The organism is Skermanella pratensis (assembly GCF_008843145.1).
GTDB lineage: Bacteria > Pseudomonadota > Alphaproteobacteria > Azospirillales > Azospirillaceae > Skermanella > Skermanella pratensis.
Map to the genome: position 1 here is coordinate 2,431,373 of NZ_CP030265.1, position 17,004 is coordinate 2,448,376.

Consider the following 17,004-nt stretch of genomic DNA (forward strand, 5'->3'; position numbering starts at 1 on the left):
GATGCCATCATGTCGAAGAAGTCATACCGTCAGGCGATCAACGAGGCGCTGGCCCAGGAGATGCGCCGCGACCCGACCGTCATCGTGATGGGCGAGGACAATGTCGGCGGCATGGGCGCTCCCGGCGAGGACGACGCCTGGGGCGGCGTGCTTGGCGTGACGAAGGGTCTGATGCCGGAGTTCGGGCGCGACCGGGTGCTCGACACGCCGATCACCGAGAGCGCCTTCATCGGCGCCGCCGTGGGAGCCGCCGCGACCGGGCTGCGGCCGGTGGCCGAGCTGATGTTCGTGGATTTCATGGGCGTCTGCTTCGACCAGATCTTCAACCAGGCGGCCAAGTTCCGCTACATGTTCGGCGGCAAGGCGGTCACGCCGGTGGTGATCCGGACCATGTACGGTGCGGGGTTCCGGGCCGCCAGCCAGCACAGCCAGTGCCTTTACCCCGTCTTCACCCACATTCCGGGGCTGAAAGTCGTCGTGCCGTCGTCCGCCTATGAGGCCAAGGGACTGCTGATCCAGTCGATCCGCGACAACGACCCTGTGATCTTCCTGGAGCACAAGGTCCTTTACGACGAAATCGAGGAGGTGCCGGACGAGCCCTACACGATCCCGTTCGGCGAGGCCAACCTTACCCGCGAGGGCGACGACGTGACGATCGTCGCGTTCGGCCGGATGGTCGGTTTCGCCAACAAGGCGGCCGATCTGCTGGAGAAGGAGGGCATCGCCTGCACGGTGATCGACCCGCGCACGACTTCCCCGCTGGACGAGGACACCATCATCGAAGCGGTCGAGGACACCGGCCGGCTGGTGGTGGTGGACGAGGCCAGCCCCCGATGCGGCATGGCGGCCGACGTTTCGGCGCTGGTCGCCCAGAACGCCTTCAAGGCGCTGAAGGCGCCGATCCGCATGGTGACTCCGCCGCACACGCCGGTGCCCTTCGCGCCGGAGCTGGAGGACGCCTACATCCCGACGCCGGACAAGATCGCCGAGGCCGTCCGCCACGTCATGGCGTGACCGGAGGAAGCGGGCCGGCCGGCGACGGAGTGGCGCCGGCCGGCGGGTGATTGCCTGGAAAGGACTTCAGTCTATGACAAACGAGATCAAGGCCCTGGCCATGCCCAAATGGGGCCTGGCGATGACCGAGGGTGCCGTCACCGCGTGGCTGGTCGAGGAAGGCGCCACGGTCCGGGAAGGGGACGAGATCCTGGAGATCGAGACGACCAAGATCACCAACGTCTATGAATCCCCGATCGCCGGCACCCTGCGCCGCCGCAACGTGGAAGCCGGGCAGACCGTCCCGGTCGGCGCGTTGCTGGGCGTCGTCGCCGACCCGGGCGTGCCCGACGCCGACATCGACGCCTTCATCGCGCGGTTCCAGGAGGAGTTCGCGGTCGAGGCCGCGGAGGCGGGCGAGGCGGCCGGGCCGGAACCCCGGTTCATCGATGCCGGGGGGCGGCGGCTGCGCTATCTGGTGATGGGCGAGGGAGCGGACGGGGCGGTGCCCCTGGTGCTGATCCACGGTTTCGGCGGCGACCTCAACAACTGGCAGTTCAACCAGCCGGTACTGGCGGAGGATCGCCCCGTCTATGCGCTGGACCTGCCTGGACATGGCGGGTCGGTCAAGCACGGGGTGGAGGGCGGCGTGCCGGAACTGGCCGGCACGGTGCGGGACTTCCTCAACGCGCTGGGCATCCGGCGGGCGCACCTGGGCGGGCATTCCATGGGGGGAGCCGTGGCGCTGCATCTGGCGACGGAGGAGCCTTCACGGGTCGCCTCGGTGACGCTGGTCTGCTCCGCCGGGCTGGGCGAGGAGGTCAACCTGGACTACATCGAGGGCTTCATCGCCGCCGAACGGCGCAAGGAGATGAAGTCGGTGCTGGAGATGCTGTTCGCCGATCCGTCGCTGGTCAGCCGCGACATGGTCGAGGAGCTGCTGAAATACAAACGGCTGGACGGGGTCGGCGCGGCGCTCCGCTCCATCGCGGACGCGGCATTCGCGGGCAGGCGCCAAGCCCATGTCCTGGCCGGCAGGCTGGGGCAGGTGACGGCTCCCGTGCAGGCGGTGTGGGGTGCTGCGGACCGGATCATCCCGGCGGCACATGCCAAGGCGGTCGGGGACGGCCGGCGGCACGTGTTCGAGGGCGCCGGGCATATGGTCCACATGGAGAAGTCCGGGGAGCTCAATCGGCTGATATCCGACTTTATGACCAGTGCATAAGGGAGTGTGCCGATACCGCGGGCGGCGGGCTGGTGCTACACTCGACCGATAACGGCGATCCAACGTCGGCATGATGGGAGGAAGGCAATGGTCCGTCTCCATGCGCCAGAGCGGGAGCACGTCGATCTGATACTGGCCAGCGTCACAGGAGACGCGGCGGGACGGGAAGCCGATCCGCCCGACCTGATCCGGCGGTCCTGGGCGCGGTGCCTCAACAGCCACCAGCTCGATCCGGCCCGTCCGGGCCGTCCGGTGGTCCTGACCCAGACGGAGCTGGGCGGATTCCGCGAGCCGATGGAGGAGTTCATCGGAATCGCCACCGCCGAACTGCGGCGCCTCTACGCGCAGGTCGCCGGGTCGGACTATGTCGTCATGCTGACCGATGCCAACGGCATCGCGGTGGATTACCTTGGTCATGCCAGCTTCGAGCAGGAGCTGAAGCAGGCCGGCCTCTATCTCGGCTCGATCTGGTCGGAGGCGCAGGAGGGCACCAACGGGGTGGGAACCTGCATCGCCACGCGCGAGCCGCTGACCGTCCACCGGCAGGAGCATTTCCGCACCCGGCACACCAGCCTGACATGCACGGTGGCGCCGATCTTCGACCCTTCCGGCCAGATGCTGGGCGTGCTCGACGTTTCCAACATGACGGCCCCGGCGGACCGCCGCAGCCAGATGCTGGCGCTGGAACTGGTCAAGCGTTCCGCCCGGCTGATGGAGGACGGCTATTTCCTGGCGCGGTCGCGGCGGCATTGGGTGGTCGGACTGAGCGCCGGGCGCGAGCTGGCCGACCTAGTGATCGACGGGCTGCTGGCGGTGGACGGCGGCGGCACCATCCTGGGCGCCAACCAGACCGCGCTTCGGGCGGGCCTCACGGGAGACGCGGGGCCGCTGCTTGGCAGGAGCCTGTACGAGCTGTTCGGCATCACCATGGAGGCGCTGATCGGCCGCCAGCGCACCGGCATCCCGCAGCCGCTGCGCTGCCTGGCGACGGGCGCCACCTGGTATGCCACGCTGCGCCCGCCGACCGGGCGCCTGCTGCGCGGCGGCACCGAGAGGACCCGGCAGCAGGCAGCGGCCTCGTCGCTTCCGGGCGCGGTCTCGGGGCCGCTCGACCTCGGCCGGCTGGCCGGCAACGATCCCGCGATGGCGGGCAACGTCCAACGCATCCGGCGGGTGCTGGACAAGGGCATCGGCATCATGATCCTGGGCGAGACCGGCACCGGGAAGGAAGCGGTCGCCCGCGCGATCCACCAGGCGAGCGCCCGCGCGGCCCGGCCGTTCGTCGGGATCAACTGCGCGGCCATCCCGGAGAGCCTGATCGAGAGCGAGCTTTTCGGCTATGTCGAGGGCGCCTTCACCGGCGCCCGGCGCGGCGGCGTGCGCGGCAAGGTCCAACTGGCGGACGGGGGCACGCTGTTCCTGGACGAGATCGGAGACATGCCGCTGGGAGCGCAGACCCGGCTTCTGCGGGTGCTGGCCGAGCGGGAGATCCTGCCGCTGGGCCATGACCGGCCGATCGCGGTCGACCTCAGCGTCATCTGCGCCACCCACCAGGACCTGGAGAGGCTGGTCGCCGACGGGCGATTCCGCGAGGACCTGTATTACAGGCTGAACGGCCTGTCCCTGACCCTGCCGCCGCTGCGCGAGCGGTCGGACAAGGCGGACCTGATCCGCGGAGTGGCGGCGCCGGCCCGGATCGACCCGCCGGCGCTGTCGGCCCTGCTGGCCTGCCGCTGGCCGGGCAACATCCGCCAGCTCCAGACCGTGATGCGGGTGGCCACCGCCCTGTCGGAGGGCGGCGTGATCCGGCTGGAGGACCTGCCGGCCGAGGTCACCCGCCCCCCGGCGGCGCCCACCCCGCCGGACCCGCTGCCGTCGGGCGAAGCCGGCATCCTGCTGTCGGTCCTGCGCCGCCACCAGTGGTGCGTGACCCGCGCCGCCGACGAGCTGCATATCAGCCGCTCGACCCTGCACCGGAAGATCAACCGCTACGGGCTGGTCTCCCCGGCGCGGCTGGAGGGGTAGGGGCCCACAAGGGGAAGCGGCGTCCCCTATGCCACGTCGAACAGGCCACCCTGCGGGGCCGCCGCGTCATCGGCGGCGTTGGGATCGCCCGGGGCGGTCTCCCAGCCGAGGCCGGGCAGGGCGATGATGCGGTTGCCGGCGCCGTCGTTGCGGCTGACCACGAAGCCGCGCTGGTCCATGTATGTCAGCAGCCGGCGGGCGCGGCCCGGCGACCGGCTGCCGACCGCGCGGGCCAGTTCGGCGTCGGACGGGCAGGGGGCGCGCTCGATCGCGGCGCGGGCGATCAGCAGGAACACGCCCTGGATGTCCTCCGGCAGGTCGGCGGCGATGGCGGACGCCTGCTCCCATTCGGGCCCGTCGGCGGTCTGCTCGCCGACGCCGGCGCGGGCGGCGGACAGCCGGCGCTTGAAGGCGGCGAGGTCCAGGGGAGCGCCGGGAACCTTGTGGATGCGGCAGCGGACCAGGAAATCCTGGTACAGCACCGCGACCGAACGGAATGCGGCTTCCGGGTCGGTCAGGATCTTGCGCAGGATGTCGTCGAGAAGGGGCTCGCGGTCGATCTCCGGCCCCTGCTCCTCCGCCTCCCCGGGCGGCGGCGTCAGGACGGGACGCGACTGGGCGAGCTGGAACAGGATATCCATGTTGGCGGCGGCGGCCGGGGCCGGCCGGCGGATGACCGGGCGGGGCGGCGGCTCGGGCTCCCCAGGCTGGAGGATCAGGTCCCGGGCGTCCTCCGGCGCGGTCGAGGGCAGAGGCGTCAGCTTGGGACTGCCGGTCCGCCCGGTGGTCTCGACCATGCCGATGCGGAGCGGCAGCGGGCGGCGGGACAGCGCCGGTCCCAAGGCTATGAAGTGGCCGCGCTCCAGGTCGCGGAACATCTCGGCCTGGCGGCGCTCCATGCCCAGCAGGTCGGCGGCGCGCGCCATGTCGATGTCGAGGAAGGTGCGGCCCATCAGGAAATTGGAGGCTTCCGCCGCGACGTTCTTGGCGAGCTTGGCGAGGCGCTGCGTCGCGATGACGCCGGCCAGCCCGCGCTTGCGCCCGCGGCACATCAGGTTGGTCATGGCGCCCAGCGACACCTTGCGCGCCTCGTCCGCGACCTCGCCGGCCGCCGCGGGGGCGAACATCTGGGCCTCGTCCACCACGACCAGCATCGGGTACCAGAAGTCCCGGTCGGCGTCGAACAGCCCGCCGAGGAAGGCGGCGGCATGGCGCATCTGAAGCTCGACGTCGAGCCCTTCCAGGTTGACCACGACCGAGACGCGATGCTCGCGCACCCGCGCCGCGATCCGCTGGAGCTGCCCTTCGGAATGGGCCGAGGCATCGACCACCACATGGCCGAACCGGTCTGCCAGCGTCACGAAATCCCCTTCGGGGTCGAGGATCGCCTGCTGGACCCAGGCGGCGCTCTGTTCGACCAGGCGGCGCAGGAGGTGCGACTTGCCGGAGCCGGAGTTGCCCTGGACCAGCAGCCGCGTCGCCAGCAGTTCCTCCAGATTCAGCGTCGCCGGCGAGCCTCCCTGCGTCGAACCCATGTCGATGCTGACATTCATCAAACCCGAACCTCTCCGCTACGCTGCGTCACCCACCAACCCTCCTATAGCGTAGAATCCCGCCGTCGCAAAACGGTGCGCGGCGTCCGGAATTCCAAGTAAATTCGTAAACGAACTTAAAGCATATTCGCCCAGGGGGCGGCCGGTGCGGCATTTTAATACGTAGACAGGATGCCGATGCCTTCGCATAGGTGGCGCTGTATAGTGTAGGGATATTGTTTTTCGGGGCCACCGATGCCGAGTGACCATAACATTGATGCTGATCTGGTTGCTGAATTATTACCTTTCTTTATCGATGACGTCATTGAAAGGTTAGGCACCGTAGAGGAGATGGTCGTCCGCTTCTCCAAGGAGACTGCGGTAAAGCCAGACTCGTTCGAATTGTTGCGGCACGTCCACAGCATCAAGGGTGCCGCCGCCAGTTTCGGCTTTCCGACGATCGCACTGATCGCCCACCACCTCGAAGACTATATCATCGCCACCGGCAACTTCCGAGAAGCGGCGGTCGAGGGCATCCTGGAGCATGTCCAGGCGATCGGGCGGATCGTAGAGTCCCGGCGCGATCCGGGCAGCGAGGAGGGCCGCCGGGTCTTGAAGTCCCTGCCGGACTTCCACCCCTCCCCGGCGCTGCGCCGGACGGCGGCCCAGAAGACGGTGCTGTTCATCGGCCCGCGCAACATCCAGCTCCGCCTGATGGAGCCGGAGATCCGGGCGACCGGCTTCCGGCTGGTGGCGCTGTCCAATTCGTTCCAGGGGATCGAAAGCGCGATCCGGACCCGGCCCGACCTGATCCTGATCAGCAACATCATCGATATTCTGGACGGCGTGGACGTCGCCCGCATGATCCGGGTCTGCGAGGTGACCCGGTGCATCCCGCTGATCGTGGTCGCCGCCAAGCTGGATGCGGAGCCGGTCGGCGCCCGGCTGCGGCGCGAGGGGGGCGGCATCCTGGTGGTCCGCAAGGGGGAGGATTTCGCGGCCGATTTCGCCAAGGCGCTCGTGGCGCTCGAGGTGGTCTGACTGTAAGTTCGTGGGGACGACATCGGCAGACAGACCGCTTATCAGGGGAATCGCATGACCGACCGCTTGATCGCCGAACGGCAGGGGCCGATCGGCTGGATCACCTTCTCGAACCCGGAACGCCACAACGCCCTGAAGGTCGAGATGTGGCAGGCCCTGCCGGAGGCGCTGGCCCGGTTCGAGGCCGACGACGATGTCAAGGTCATCGTGCTGCGCGGAGCCGGCGACAAAGCCTTCATCTCCGGCGCGGACATTTCGGAGTTCGAGGAGATGCGCTCTTCGGAAGAGGCCGTGCTGGCCTACGAGGATCTTGCCGAGGGGTCCATGCGGGCGCTCCAGACGGTGGCTAAGCCGACGATCGCCATGATCCGGGGCTACTGCATCGGCGGCGGACTGGGAGTCGCGATCAGTTGCGACATCCGGATCGCGGCGGAAGGCTCGACCTTCGCCATTCCGGCCGGACGGCTGGGCCTGGGCTACCGCTTCAGCGGGGTCAAGCGGCTGCACGACCTGGTCGGGCCGGCCTTCGCGAAGGAGATCTTCTTCACCGCCCGGCGCTTCCCGGCGCAGGAGGCGATGCGGATCGGCCTGATCAACCGGATGGTGCCGGACGGCGACCTGGACCGCGCAGTGGCGGAGACCTGCGCCACCATCGCCGACAACGCGCCCCTGACCGTGCGCTCGGTCAAGCTCATGATCGAGGAATTGGGAAAGCCGGCGGGCGAACCCGACGCCGAGATGTGCGAACGCCTGGTGCGCGGCTGCTTCGCCAGCGAGGACTATGTCGAGGGCAGGCGCGCCTTCATGGAGAAGCGCAAGCCGGTGTTCCGCGGCCGCTAGTGGTCCTGCACAGTGTTTTTGATGACGTTCGGCGGAGCGGAGTGCCGGAGTGCCGTAGGTCGGCCTTCGCCCGTCAGGGCGAACGCCGACACCCTGCGTCAACGCTCCGGCCACGCTGTCGGCGTCGGCCTTCGGCCGAGGCCGACCTACGATAGATCAATCAAAACCACTGTGCCGAGCCGCTAGGTGAGCGGCCCGGCGCCGGTCACGGTTGGGCGAGGCTGCCGAGGCAGCGGCCGAGGCTCTTCAGGTCGGACATGAACCCTTCCGCAAAGCCGGTCAAGGACGTGTCGCGCGCCGCTCGGCCGCCCGCCCCTTCGGCGCAGACGTCGCGAGGCGAGGCCGGCTGCTGGGCGACCTGCCGGGGGGGAGCCGGTTCGGGAAGCTGGGGCGGCGGCGTCAGCCGGACGGGCGGCGCCACGACGGGACGCTCGTCCGCGGGACCCGGGGCTGCGGATGCAGCCGGCCGTTGCTGTCCCTGCTGGGTCGGGGCGCTCCGGGACGATGCCGGGGGCTGGGGGCGCCGATCGGCCGGCTGCTCCCATGCGGGCGGGAGGGCGACCGCGGCGGGCGGCGGCGCAGGTTCGGCCGGCAGCCGTTCCGTTTGGGGCAGCGGGATCGTCGGCGGCGGCGTCGGCAGGCCGGCGGTCAGCGCCGACCGTCCGTCGCCGTCGAGCAGATCGGCCGTGGAACGGGGAGCCGCCGGCCACATCGCATTGGTCAGGAAACCGGCGCCGAATGCCAGGATAACGAACAGTCCCGCGAACGCCCACCGCAGTCCCCGCCGGCCGGTGGGCGCCGGCCGGGGCTCGGGTTCAAGCATGTGCAGGGGGATGGGCCGGAATACGGGCCTGACGGGAGCCTCATCCGCCAACGGCCGGCTGCGGCGGCGGAACTCGGCCGGTCGCGGCGCGGCGGGGCGAGGGGCCGTGTTCCCGACGGGCGGCCGGGGCTCCGTCGCCGATGACGGAAGGGCTGGAGTGGGTTTCGGCTGAACCTCGGGCGGGGGTTCGGGCACGGGATCAGGCTCCGCCTGCCCGATGCTCCAGCGGGCGCTTGCGACCTGGCGGGCGGCACCCGTCAAGGCCGGATCGTCGAACAACCGGTCCAGGGCCGGGCTTCCGGTCAGCAGGACCTGGATGTAGAGGCCGGTGTCGGTATCGCTCCCGGACAGCTCGAACAGGTCCGCGACCGTCGCCGCGTCGAGCAGGTGGGCGTCGAGGACGACCAGCAGGCCCGAACCGGCCGCTTCCAATCCGCGCTCCAGCGCCAGGGCCAGCCGTTCCATGTCGCCGGACCCCCCGGCATCCAGGTCGGCGGAGACCTGCACGAGCAGATCCTCGACGCTGGCGCCGCGATGGGCGGTCGCCAGCAGCCCCAGGCCGCAGGACGAGTTCATATGGCCGGCCATGCGGCTGCCCAGCGCCCGGCCGGCATCCGGGTAACCGTCGGCCACGACCATGACCCTGCGGCCCGCCATCACGGACATCAGCACGGTATTGAACATCGCCTCCCGTTCCGCCAAGGGATCGGGAATGGATTCCGGGGGTGGGGCAGCGTTCCGGGGTATGATTCGTATGCCGCTCGTCATCGGTCGCCCGCCAGGGAGCGCTTCGGGTCGTGGGCTGGTCATCCGGCCTTATTAGCCCATCATTCCGCCCGAGCGGAATGACAAGGCGGTATTAACCCTATCGAAATAGCTAGCGGGCGCCGGGGGACGGCAGGTTGAGCCGGTCCCTGGCTTCGGCGATGGAGCGGTCCCCCCGCAGGTCGAAGACCTGAAGGATCAGGTCGCTGACGTCGCGCTCCTCGGTGTCGGCACATTCCGCGAAGACGTGTGCCAGCACCTCGATCTGGAAATCGCGGCGGCGGCTTGCCAGCGCCGCCCGGGGCCACCGCCGGGCGACACCCAGGGCGATGCGGAAGGGTTCCATCAGCCACCCCTTCATGCCGGCCTGGTCGAAGGCAGCCCTGAGGCCTGCGGGACGCTCGTCCATCACCATGACAGCCGCGGCTTCGCGGGTGACGCCGCAGCGGACGGCCATCCCGGTTATGAAGGCCTCCAGGTCGCCGGCGCACAGCATGCGGAACAGCAGGTCGGTGGTGAGCTGGCGCTGCCAGTGCATCTGCTCCAGGAAACCCCGCAGGTGCGCGCCGTCAGCCAGCATGGGACGGATCATGATCATCATGGCGGCTTCCCGGCCGCGGGTGATGCAGCGTTCAAGCACCATGTCGGGAATCTTGTGGCGCCGCGCGAGATCCCGCGTGACGGCGGCGGAGACCCGGCCCAGCAGCTTCCAGGCGACGGGCGCCGGCAGCATCGGATGGTGGGCGACCATCGTCGCCACCGACTGGTGGTCGCCGTGCCGGTCCACGATGCGGCCGAACCCGTCCGGCGCGATCTCCGCGCCCGAATTGGCCAGCAGGCACGACACCACCGCCACGTCTCCGGCATCGATCAGGGCGTCGGAGACCACCGTCGACACGCTCGGCCGTCCGGCGATCGCCTCCATCTTGCGCTGGTCGCCCTTGCCGATCAGGGTCGTCAGGAAGGCGTCCTCGAAGCCCGCATGGTGGCTCAGCACCGGGGCCGCCACCTCCGCCACGTCCTCGGCCAGGCGGATCGCGAGGGACTCCGGCAGGCGATCGTTGTTCCGGAACTGCCAGGCGACGGCTTGGCGGACGGCGACCTCGGCATCCTGCGCGAAGCGCATCAGGATGTCGGCGGCCATGTCGGCGGCCGACCCGGAAAGCCCGCCCTGGCGGATCTGTTCGGCGACCTTGCCGGCGGTGTCGATCCGGTTGGCGACCGAGGGCTGATCCATCAGACGCGCGACATCGGCCAATGACAGGTTGGTGGGCGGCGTGGAGGGCATGGCTGAGTGCACGGTCGGTCCTTCGTCTGCTACTTTGGCGTCGGACCTTAAGGGTGACGATCCAAAGTTGACGAAGGATTGCCCGAGGGCGCTGGGAGCTGTGACAAAGTTGGGTCAGGGGCTGCGCGCCCGCGGCGTAGGTCGGCCTTCGCCCATCAGGGCGAACGCCGACGCCCTGCATCGACGTTCCGGCCAGGGTGTCGGCGTCAGCCTTCGGCCGAGGCCGACCTACGGATCTCAAGCATCTGATTTACAATCGGTTTTTCGAGCTCAAGTCAGCAAGTCGAGGAACATCCGTGCCGAGGTGATGCCGAGGAACAGGGCGGAGACGGCGCGGAGCGCGCGGGTCGGGATGGCGTGGGCCAGTCTGGCGCCCCGGGGGGCCGCCAACATGGTGGCAGGGGCCAGGATCGCGAAGGCGACGAGGTTGACGTTTCCGAGCGAGAAGGGCGGCAGCTCGTCGTTGCCCCAGCCGCCGATGATGGCGCCGACGGTACCGGGGAAGGCGATGATCAGGCCGATCGCGGAGGCGGTGCCGACGGCGCGGCGGATCGGGTAGCTGCACAGCACCAGGGTCGGCACGGTCAGGGTGCCGCCGCCGATCCCCATCATGGTGGAGATCAGGCCGATCAGCGTGCCGATGCCGAAGCGGGGGATGCCGCCGGGCAGGCGGTCGGACAGCCGCAGGCTCTCCGGCGCGAACGCCATGTGAAGGGCGACCGCGGCGGCCGTCACGGCGAACACGGCGATCAAGACCTCGCCTTCCACAAGGCCGATCAGCACGGCTCCCATGATGACGCCGAACGCGATGGCGGGACCCCAGCTTTTCAGCAGGGCCACGTCGACCGCGTCCTTACGCAGGTGGGCGCGCATCGACATGATCGAGGTCGGGATGATGGTGGACAGCGATGTGCCGACCGCAAGCTGCATCGCCACGTCGCTATCGATATCGAGCAGGTCGAGCAGGTGGTAGAGCACGGGAACGATGACGATGCCGCCGCCGACGCCCAGCAGGCCGGCGAGAAGCCCGCCGAACAGTCCGACGCCCAGCAGGACGGCCGCCATGACGGCGAGCTGGGTAAGCTCCGGGGTCACTTCGAGTCCATTACGGTAGGGCCTTCCTGAACAAGGCTCCCTCCTCCCCCGGAAGGAGGGAGCCCCCTTGTCTTAACGCCCGATCGCGTAGGCCTGCATCAGGCGCGGCGTCGCCGCGGCCTTGATGATGCCCTGCTCCCGGGATGCTGCGCACAGACGGCCGATCGACCATTCCGGCATTACTTCCACGTTATGCCCGCGCCGCAGCAATTCCTCAATGGTCGAAGCGGGTAGGTTCGACTCCACCGACAGGCTGCCCGGGCGGCTGGCGCGCGGATAGAAGGAGCCGGGAAAATGGTCTGTGTGGAACAGCGGCTGGTCGATCGTCTCCTGCAGGTTCAGCCCGTAATGGACATGGCGCAGGAAGAAGATCGGCTGCCACTGGTCCTGCTGGTCGCCGCCCGGCGTGCCGAACGCCATGTAGGGCTTGCCGTCGCGCAGCGCCATGGACGGGGTCAGCGTCGTGCGCGGGCGCTTGCCCGGCGCCAGGCTGGACGGCAGGCCTTCCTCCAGCCAGAACATCTGCGCCCGGCTGGTCAGGGCGAAGCCCAGCTCCGGGATGATCGGCGAGCTTTGCAGCCAGCCGCCGCTGGGCGTCGCGGAAACCATGTTGCCCCAGCGGTCGATCACGTCGATATGGCAGGTGTCGCCCCGCCGCTCGCCGCGCTGTTCGGACAGGTGCGCCATGGTCGGCTCGCCCGCTCCGGCGCCGCTGTCGCTTCCCGCATGGCCCGCGACGCCGGGAACCGCCCGGTCTGCCTGCCCCTCGAAGCCGGGGACCCGGCCCGGGCGCAGCTCCATCGAGGCGGTGTCGCCGACCAGCTTGCGGCGCTCGTCGTTGTAGGCGTCGGACAGCAGGGTCTCGACCGGCACCTCGACGAAGTCGGGATCGCCGTAGTAGGCCTCGCGGTCGGCGAAGGCGAGCTTCATGCACTCGATGACGGTATGGACGAAGTCGGGGCCGTTGGGATCCATGCTGTCGAGATCGAAGCCCTTCAGAAGGGCGAGCTGCTGGAGGAAGACGGGGCCCTGGCCCCAGGGGCCGGTCTTGCAGACGGTGTAGTTGCGGTACTCGTAGGTCAGCGGGTCCTCGTATGTCGCCTTCCAGCCGGCCATGTCCTGGCCGCTCAGCAGCCCGCGGTGGCGGCGGCCGGAGACATCCATCACTTCGTTGGTCCGGCAGAAGCGGTCGATCGCCTCGGCAACGAAGCCCTGGTAGAACTGGTCGCGGGCGGCCTGGATGCGGGATTCGCGGGTCGGCCCCTGGGCTTCGCGCACCAGGCGCTTGTAGGTCGCGGCGAGGCGCTCGTTGCGGAACAGGGCGCCCGGCTTGGGCACCTCGCCGTTCGGCAGCCAGGTCGCGGCGGAGGTCGGCCAATCCTCCCGGAACATGTCGCTGACCGTGTCGATCGACTGGGAGACGCGCGCCAGCATGGGATGGCCGGTCTCGGCGTAGTAGATCGCCGGCTCCAGCACGTCGGCCAGCTCCATGGTGCCGTGGTCGCGCAGCATGGTCAGCCAGGCGTCGAACGCGCCGGGGACCACGGCGGCGAGCAGGCCAGTGCCGGGGATCAGCGACAAGCCCTGGTCGCGATAGGCCTGGATCGTCGCGGCGCCCGGCGCGGTGCCCTGGCCGCAGATCACGCGGACCCGGTCCTCCGACGCGTTGTAGATCAGGATCGGCGCCTCGCCGGCCGGCCCGTTCAGGTGCGGCTCGACGATCTGGAGCACGAAGCCCGTGGCCACGGCGGCGTCGAAGGCGTTGCCGCCCTTCTCCAGCACCGCCATGCCGGCGGCCGACGCCAGCCAGTGGGTCGAGGTGACGGCGCCGAAGGTGCCGAGGATTTCCGGACGGGTGGTGAACATGTTGAGCGATTCCCTTCAGTTTTCTTCGTTCAGCGGCTGTCGCGCGGGTCGAGAGCGTCGCGCAGGCCGTCACCCAGGATGTTGAAGCCGAAGACCACCACGAAGATCGCGATGCCCGGCCAGATCGCCATCCAGGGCGCCTGGGTGATGAAGTTCTTGGCGGTGTTGAGCATGCTGCCCCAGCTCGGGTCGGGCGGCTGCTGGCCGAGGCCGAGGAAAGACAGGCTGGCCTCCGCGATGATCGCGGTGGCGATGGTCAGGGTGGACTGGACCAGCAGCGGCGGGAAGATGTTGGGCAGGATGTAGCGGCGGATGATCCTCAGGTCGGAGCAGCCGACCGCGCGGGCGCCCTGGACATAGTCCTCGGTCTTGACCGACAGCACCTGGCCGCGCGCCAGCCTGGCGAAGATCGGGGCGGCGGAGATGCCGATCGCGATCATGGCGTTGGTCAGGCTGGGGCCGAGGAAGGCCGCCAGCGCGATCGCCAGGATCAGGAACGGGCAGGCCAGCACCGCCTCCGTCACGCGGGAGATCACCGCGTCCAGCCAGCCTCCGTAATAGCCGGATAGGACGCCCAGCGGCACGCCGATCACCAGGGCTATGACGACCGATATGATGCCGGCGGAGAGCGAGGCCCGGCTGCCGTGGATCAGCCGGGACATGACGTCCCGGCCGACATCGTCGGTGCCCATCCAGTGGGCTGCGGTCGGCGGCTTGCGGACGGTCAGCCAGCTCGACACGTTGGGTTCGTAGGGGGCGATCAGCGGGGCCGCGATCGCCATCAGGACGAACAGCAGCACGATAATGCCGCCGGCCAGCGCCGTCCGGTTGCGGCCCAGCTTCCGCCAGACGCGCGACCGGTACCAGGCGGCGGGGGGTGCGGTCGCGACCGCGTTGGTGATGCTCATGACGGGTGCCCTCCCTCAGGCGCGAAGCCGCGGGTTCAGCAGGAAGTACAGCATGTCGGCCAGCAGGTTCATCAGGATGAAGGCGGTGCCGGTGAACAGGACGACGCCCTGGACGACCGCGTAGTCGCGGTTGAACACCGCATCCACGATCAGCTTGCCGAAGCCGGGGATGGTGAAGATCTGCTCGGTCAGCACGGCGCCGGACAGCAGTTCGCCGAGCTGGAGCGTGCCCAGGGTGACGACCGGGATCAGCGCGTTGCGCAGCGCGTGGCGGAGCACGACGACCCGCTCCGACAGACCCTTGGCGCGGGCGGTGCGGACATAGTCGGCGCGCAGCGACGAGAGCATCGCGCTGCGGGTGTGCCGCATCATGATCGCCGCGATGCCGGTGCCCAGCACGAAGGCCGGCATGATCATGGTCTGGATGTTGCGGATGGGGTCTTCCAGCGGGTTGGCGTAGCCGGACGCCGGCAGCAGGCCCCACTGGACCGACACCAGCATTATCAGCATGATGCCGAGCCAGAAATTGGGGATCGAGATGCCGGAAAGGGCCACCACGTTGGCCCCGACATCCCAGCCGGAGCCCTTGCGGACGGCGGACACGATGCCGGCCGGGATGCCGATCGCCAACGCTATGATCATCGCCATGACGGCGAGCTGGATGGTGACCGGCAGCTTGCTCAGGATCAGTTCGGTCACCGGCATGCGGCTGCGGATCGACTCACCCATGTCGCCGGACAGGACGCCGGTCAGCCAGTACCAGTACTGGACCGGCACAGGGTCGTTCAGGTGGTACCGCTCGCGGATCGCCTCCACCACCTCCGGGCTGCGCTCCTCCCCGGCGATGGCGAGCGCCGGGTCGCCGGGCAGGAGGAGCTGGAGCGAGAAGACGAGCATAGAGATCAGCAGCAGGGTCGGAATGCTGACGGCGAGGCGCCGCGCCATGTAAGCCAGCAAGGGACGTTCCTTTGCGTATCCTCGCCCTCGGCCCCCTGAAAGGGCGAGGGGACAGGGTCCAAGGGTGTCTCGGGGTCCGGGAGTGTCGCGGGTTACTTCTTGAGCGAGACGCCTTCCAGGCGGATCATGCCGTCGGGGTGGGGCTTGAAGCCTTCCAGGCCGGCCGTCATCGCCCAGAACCAGTTCTGGTGGTACATGTAGATGCGCTGCCGGTCGGCCAGGTAGAGCTCCGCCGCCTTGGCGTACTCGGCCTTGCGCGCCGCGGTGTCGGTCGTGGTCCGCGCGGCGTTGAGGTGTTCATCGACCTGGGGATTGCAGTATTTGCCGTCGTTCAGGCCGCCCTTGCACGAGATGAAGGTGTGGATGTTGCCGTCAGGGTCGGCCCGGCCGCTCCAGCCGATCAGGAACGCCTCGAAGTCGCCGCGGGTCTGGCGGTCCAGGCCGGTCGCGAACTCGGTCGCGTTGACCGACACGTCGAAGCCGGCCTCGCCCGCCAGCGCCTGGATCACTTCGGCGACGCGCAGGCTGTCGGGGGCGTTGGGGGTCATCAGCTCGACCTTCACCCGGCCGTGGCCGGCTTCCTCAAGCAGCTTCTTCGCCCGCTCGACGTCGCGCTCCGGCACCGGCACGTTCTTGGCGTAGTACGGATTGGTTGGAGCCACCGGCTGGTTGCCGACGGTGTGCTCGCCCTCGAAGCCGACCTGGTTGACGATGGTGCGGTCGATCGCCAGCTCGAACGCCTCGCGCACCTTCGGGTCCTTGCCGAGCGGCTGGTCGGCGCGGGGGCCGTTGCCGACGTTCAGGGTGATGCCCTGGTAGCCGAGGCTGGTTGCCTGCTCCAGCTTGAGGGAGCTGTCGCCGCGGACGGTCGGCAGGTCGGCCGGTGCCGTCCGCTCGATGATGTCGAGGCCGCCGGACTGGAGGTTCGCCAGCCGGACCGTGGTGTCGGGGATCGGCAGGTAGCTCACCTGCGCCAGCGGATAGGCGTCGGCGTTCCAGTGCTGCGGGAACTTCTCCAGCACGATCCGGTCCTGGGCGACCCTCTCGACGAATTTATAGGGGCCGGAGCAGACGGGGGTGCGGCTGAAGTTCTCGCCGGTCTCGCGGGCTGCCTTGGGCGAGATCATCATGCCGGCGCGGTCCGACAAGGCTGCCAGCAGCGGGGCGAACGGCTCCGACAGGTCGAGGCGCACGGTGTAAGGATCGACCACGTCGACCGAGGCCACCGCCGCGATCTCGCTCCGCCGGGTCGAGCCGGGCAGGGTGAGCGAGCGTTCGACGTTGAACTTCACCGCCTCGGCGTTGAACGGCTCGCCGTCATGGAAGGTGACGCCCTGGCGCAGCTTCATGGTCAGCGCCTTGTTGTCGGGCGACCACGACCATTCCGTCGCGAGCTGGGGCACGAACTCCAGGTCGGGACCCAGGTCCACCAGCTTGTCGCACAGGCTTGTGAAGACGATGCGGCCGACGAAGGACCGGGCGAGGTCCGGGTCGAGCAGGTCGGGGTCCTCCTGGAGGCCGACGCGCAGGGTCTGCGCGCCCGCTGCGGAAGCGGTCAGGGCGATGAAGCCCGCGGCCAGCAGGCCGGCATGCCAGTTCTTCATGGTCATTGGTCTCGAAGCTCCCTGTTTTTGATTGGTGCGCCG

Annotated in this window: 13 protein-coding genes; 5 read left to right on the plus strand and 8 right to left on the minus strand. The window is 69.2% G+C overall.

Annotated elements, in window-relative coordinates; all coding sequences use genetic code 11:
• The first annotated feature begins 9 nt into the window (after positions 1-9).
• From DPR14_RS10995 to DPR14_RS11005, 3 genes are all read left to right on the plus strand, one after another.
• A complete protein-coding gene (locus DPR14_RS10995; protein WP_158045168.1) occupies positions 10-1,014 on the plus strand; it encodes an alpha-ketoacid dehydrogenase subunit beta in 1,005 nt (334 codons plus the stop codon).
• Positions 1,015-1,087: 73 nt separating this feature from the next.
• On the plus strand, positions 1,088-2,218 hold the full coding sequence (locus DPR14_RS11000) for an acetoin dehydrogenase dihydrolipoyllysine-residue acetyltransferase subunit (protein ID WP_158045169.1): 1,131 nt from the start codon (positions 1,088-1,090) through the stop codon (positions 2,216-2,218).
• An 87-nt stretch (positions 2,219-2,305) separates the two neighbouring features.
• Positions 2,306-4,243, plus strand: a complete 1,938-nt coding sequence (locus tag DPR14_RS11005) for a sigma-54-dependent Fis family transcriptional regulator (protein WP_158045170.1) — start codon at positions 2,306-2,308, stop codon at positions 4,241-4,243.
• A gap of 26 nt (positions 4,244-4,269) precedes the next feature.
• Here the strand turns inward: DPR14_RS11005 and DPR14_RS11010 are convergent, their stop codons facing one another.
• Entirely contained in the window at positions 4,270-5,796 is a 1,527-nt protein-coding gene (locus DPR14_RS11010) for a helicase HerA domain-containing protein (protein WP_158045171.1), read from the minus strand.
• Between the two features lie 330 nt (positions 5,797-6,126).
• Here DPR14_RS11010 and DPR14_RS11015 point away from each other — a divergent pair, with 330 nt between their 5' ends.
• Together DPR14_RS11015 and DPR14_RS11020 are read left to right on the plus strand one after the other, a co-directional pair.
• Positions 6,127-6,816, plus strand: a complete 690-nt coding sequence (locus DPR14_RS11015; RefSeq protein WP_246149172.1) for an Hpt domain-containing protein — start codon at positions 6,127-6,129, stop codon at positions 6,814-6,816.
• Between the two features lie 54 nt (positions 6,817-6,870).
• Positions 6,871-7,656 carry an enoyl-CoA hydratase gene (locus DPR14_RS11020; RefSeq protein WP_158045173.1) on the plus strand — a complete coding sequence of 262 codons (786 nt, stop codon included), beginning with the start codon at positions 6,871-6,873 and terminating at the stop codon, positions 7,654-7,656.
• Positions 7,657-7,861: 205 nt separating this feature from the next.
• Here the strand turns inward: DPR14_RS11020 and DPR14_RS11025 are convergent, their stop codons facing one another.
• The 7 genes from DPR14_RS11025 to DPR14_RS11055 all read right to left on the minus strand — a co-directional run bounded on the left by DPR14_RS11025 (position 7,862) and on the right by DPR14_RS11055 (position 16,968).
• On the minus strand, positions 7,862-9,163 hold the full coding sequence (locus tag DPR14_RS11025; RefSeq protein ID WP_158045174.1) for a hypothetical protein: 1,302 nt from the start codon (positions 9,161-9,163) through the stop codon (positions 7,862-7,864).
• A 193-nt stretch (positions 9,164-9,356) separates the two neighbouring features.
• Entirely contained in the window at positions 9,357-10,544 is a 1,188-nt protein-coding gene (locus tag DPR14_RS11030; protein ID WP_158045175.1) for a DUF2336 domain-containing protein, read from the minus strand.
• A gap of 258 nt (positions 10,545-10,802) precedes the next feature.
• The gene (locus DPR14_RS11035) at positions 10,803-11,627 is read right to left on the minus strand and encodes a sulfite exporter TauE/SafE family protein (protein ID WP_246149176.1); all 825 of its coding nucleotides are present in this window, start codon (positions 11,625-11,627) and stop codon (positions 10,803-10,805) included.
• Between the two features lie 72 nt (positions 11,628-11,699).
• Positions 11,700-13,493, minus strand: coding sequence for a gamma-glutamyltransferase family protein (locus DPR14_RS11040; protein WP_158045176.1), 1,794 nt, complete (start codon positions 13,491-13,493; stop codon positions 11,700-11,702).
• A 29-nt stretch (positions 13,494-13,522) separates the two neighbouring features.
• Entirely contained in the window at positions 13,523-14,401 is an 879-nt protein-coding gene (locus DPR14_RS11045; RefSeq protein WP_158045177.1) for an ABC transporter permease, read from the minus strand.
• Between the two features lie 15 nt (positions 14,402-14,416).
• Positions 14,417-15,358 (minus strand): ABC transporter permease, encoded by a 942-nt coding sequence (locus DPR14_RS11050; RefSeq protein ID WP_158045178.1) that lies wholly within the window; start codon positions 15,356-15,358, stop codon positions 14,417-14,419.
• 92 nt (positions 15,359-15,450) lie between these two features.
• Positions 15,451-16,968 (minus strand): ABC transporter substrate-binding protein, encoded by a 1,518-nt coding sequence (locus DPR14_RS11055; protein ID WP_158045179.1) that lies wholly within the window; start codon positions 16,966-16,968, stop codon positions 15,451-15,453.
• Positions 16,969-17,004: the final 36 nt, after the last annotated feature.